The organism is Microcystis sp. M53602_WE12, from assembly GCF_030065455.1.
Lineage (GTDB): Bacteria > Cyanobacteriota > Cyanobacteriia > Cyanobacteriales > Microcystaceae > Microcystis > Microcystis aeruginosa.
The window spans coordinates 1-3,315 of record NZ_JASJFB010000329.1 but is presented as its reverse complement, the minus strand read 5'-3'; the positions used below and the strand labels follow the sequence as shown (position 1 = coordinate 3,315).

Annotated in this window: 1 pseudogene and 1 CRISPR repeat array; the pseudogene reads left to right on the top strand. The window is 37.8% G+C overall.

What is annotated here, in order from left to right:
- Positions 1-50 precede the first annotated feature (50 nt).
- A CRISPR array of direct repeats spans positions 51-525; the repeat unit is 36 nt; unit sequence GTTTCCATTAATTAAACTTGCTAAGAAGTTAAAAGA.
- A gap of 507 nt (positions 526-1,032) precedes the next feature.
- Positions 1,033-1,926: pseudogene (locus PX482_RS27695) on the top strand (type III-B CRISPR-associated protein Cas10/Cmr2); the annotation flags it as partial.
- Between the last annotated feature and the right edge of the window lie 1,389 nt (positions 1,927-3,315).

The following is a 3,315-nucleotide window of genomic DNA, read 5'->3' as shown; positions in this document are numbered from 1 at the left end:
AAGTTAAAAGACTGGGAAAATTGGATAAAAGTCAATCGATTAATTGTTCTGTTTCCATTAATTAAACTTGCTAAGAAGTTAAAAGAACGCAAAATTAGACTTACTTCTTGAAGAAATAGAGGTTTCTATTAATTAAAATTGCTAAGAAGTTAAAAGCTTCGGATGGGGACTGGCAAAAGCGGTGAAGGCGTTTAAACGTTTCCATTAATTAAACTAGCTAAGAAGTTAAAAGCCGCATGTGGAGGCAGTTTTCGATACGATTAAGAATTATCGTGTTTCCATTAATTAAACTTGCTAAGAAGTTAAAAGATTTGAGGAAATAGACGGGGTCAACTTCCTTGAGTTCCGTTTCCATTAATTAAACTTGCTAAGAAGTTAAAAGAAGAGACCTTAGTCGAGGTACTTCGAGCCTTACTTGAAGTTTCCATTAATTAAACTTGCTAAGAAGTTAAAAGACGGGAATGCTTCATTCTTTCTCCACCTTCTCCTGTTTCCATTAATTAAACTTGCTAAGAAGTTAAAAGACTAGCTTTGCAAAACTAGGCTGTATAAGGATTGTACAGCAATTTTTCGTGGGGTATTGAAAAGCATAGACATTATTAATAATAATTCTCAATAGTTACCTCAGTCATGAGGCTCAAAGCCTTGCTGGACAAAGCATCGACGCACCTCAACGAAAACTCTAGATTTTCAGCCATTGTGTCTAACCCGCGAAAAATGTTGAGAACCCCCCCATTCCATCGGCATGAAACAATAGAATTTGTTCTACGCTAATGCCTATGCGATCGAGAGCATCTCACCTTTATAACCCCTAAATCTTTATGTCAAGCTATTTTGAAAGCCTTGCTGGAAACCAGTTTTAGGGACAAGTATAATTACTCACTTGCATAAATGAGATGCTCCCAGCCAGAAGCCTTTGTTGGCAAGTTTTCTAGCTCGCTTGTCCGCCTGTCAGATGCTATAGTTAATCAATTATTTTGCTTAACTATCTTTGTTTTCGTGATAAAGTTTAAAGAGAGGCCTTAGCAATTTATGATTATGCCAAAATCAGAGTCCCCTATTAATTCAACAAATTTCTATTTTCGTAAACTTTGTGCCTTGCTAGAAGACAAATCTATTTTGCAACAATTACAGTCTATTCACCCAGAAGAGTTACAAGGACAGATAGAAGAGTTACCCCTGCAAATAGCTAGTTCCTCTGATCGCGTTAATCTAGGAGAGGCTCAAGGCACTAATATTAATAGCGTGAAACATCCCATCAGTGGACAAACTCGAAATATTACTTCACAAGACTCAAGACCAGAAATTCCCGCAGAAATTACCTCAGAAACGGATATAGAAAAACTATTTTGGTGGTTTTGGCGATTTTATCCCGAACTCATCCGACAAAACCAGAAGGATTTTTTCCTCTATCCTGCTCACAGCATCCTTCCTGATTGTCCCCTACATAGCTACAAAAGTACAGTTTCCGCTCTAGTTGGGGCGATGTATCCCGAACATTGGCAAGAAGGAGGTAAATCCCAACATCCCTATCTTTTTCTCTTTACCTTCTCCCCAGTACAAGAATTTATCAAAGCATCCCGAAAATTTGTCGATTTTTGGGCAGGTTCCTATCTACTGCACTATCTCAGTGTTAAACTCTGTTGGTATATTGCCGAAACTTATGGGTCTGATGCTGTGATTACTCCTTCTCTTTGGAGTCAAGAAATTATCGATGCTTTAATTGTTAAAAAATATCCAGATTTTGCGGCTAATTTTGCTTCTTTTCAAGACGGAATATCTCCAGTTGGTAGATTTGATAATGGCATCTCTACAAGTTTAAGTACGGCTGGATTTCCTAATGTGATTATGGCTTTAGTTCCTGGTAAAGAAGCAGCTAGAGAATTGGGAGAGAAATTAAAAAAATGTTTAAGAGAAGAATGGTCAGAGATTGCCAAAAAAGTTAGGGAAGATATCAAAAAACGAACCCTAGAGTTTCTTAAAGATACTAAAAATCACCAGAAAATAGATGAAATATTATTAAAAGAGTTTTTAAGCGAACAAGAAATATGTAAACGAGATTTAAAAAAATGGCAGATAGGACATCATGGTAGTTGTTGGGAGTGGAATAAACTCTGGGAAGCACAAATAGAGAAAACTTGGGAAACTTACTGGACTGCAATGCCTCTAGGCAATCCAGAGCAGCCATTAACTATTAATCCCACAGAGGAAAATTATCAGCAATGGAAACAAGCACAAAATGCGATCGCTCCTCCTCATTTAGCTGAATCTCTACCTACAACAGCCGAAGAAAACCTTTACGAACAGATAAATACTGGTACTTGGTGGGGGGCATTACAAGCTCGTTTGGGACAGTCTATTCAAGCCGTAAAAAATACTCGCACTTGGGCAATTCCTACAGCACCTGGGGAACGTTCCACTTTATCGGGTCAGTTTAGCGCAGTCCATCCCCAATTACATTATCATGGGCAGTTTAAAAATGGAGGTGGACTTTCGGCTCGATCAATGGGTCTATTTTGGCGATTAATGGCTGAAGTTTATCCAGGGTTATTTAATGGCTCAGAAAAATTGAATGCGATCGAATTAACAAAACGCATGGCTTGGCGATATGGGGGAGTTGCTGAATCTTTGGGAATTAATCTAGGGCAAGAAGATGATACTAACTACGATAATTTAATTCGGTTTCCTAATTTAAGTTCTATTGCTGCTGCAAGATTTACTTGCGAAGATTTTAAAAAAGGAGGACAAAAAACACGAAAATATTGGAATTGTCTTAACACACTTATTAACCAACAATTACCTAACAAAGCAGACACTTTTGCCTCCCGTACTCGTGGTCGTCCTTATCAGATACCAAAAGTTGATCGGCAAATTAATCCAGAAAATAGGAATGGACAGAATTTTAATGGAGTCATGTTTTCCAGTAAATGGTTAGCTGATGACATGAATTGTAACGCTCAAGAAACAGCAACATTAAGAAGTTTAGTTGAAGAAGCGCATAAAAAAGCAAAATTTGGCGAAGGAAGTCCAGCCGATTGGTGGGTAATTGTCCTCGGTGATGGGGATGGGATGGGGAAATATGTCTCTGGGTCAAAATTAAAGAAATACAAAGAGTATTTAATCACAGATGCGATCGCAGAAAATGTCAAAAATCATCAAGATTATCCAGATTTACGGCTCTTCGTTACTTGTTATGGTTCGATAGGGGGGCATAAATCGACTAAATCCTTATCTGGCAAGAGACTTAATTGATTAGTTCGCTCTAGATAAAAAACAATTGACAAAAATCGCTAAATGCCTTTCTATATAAGGGTT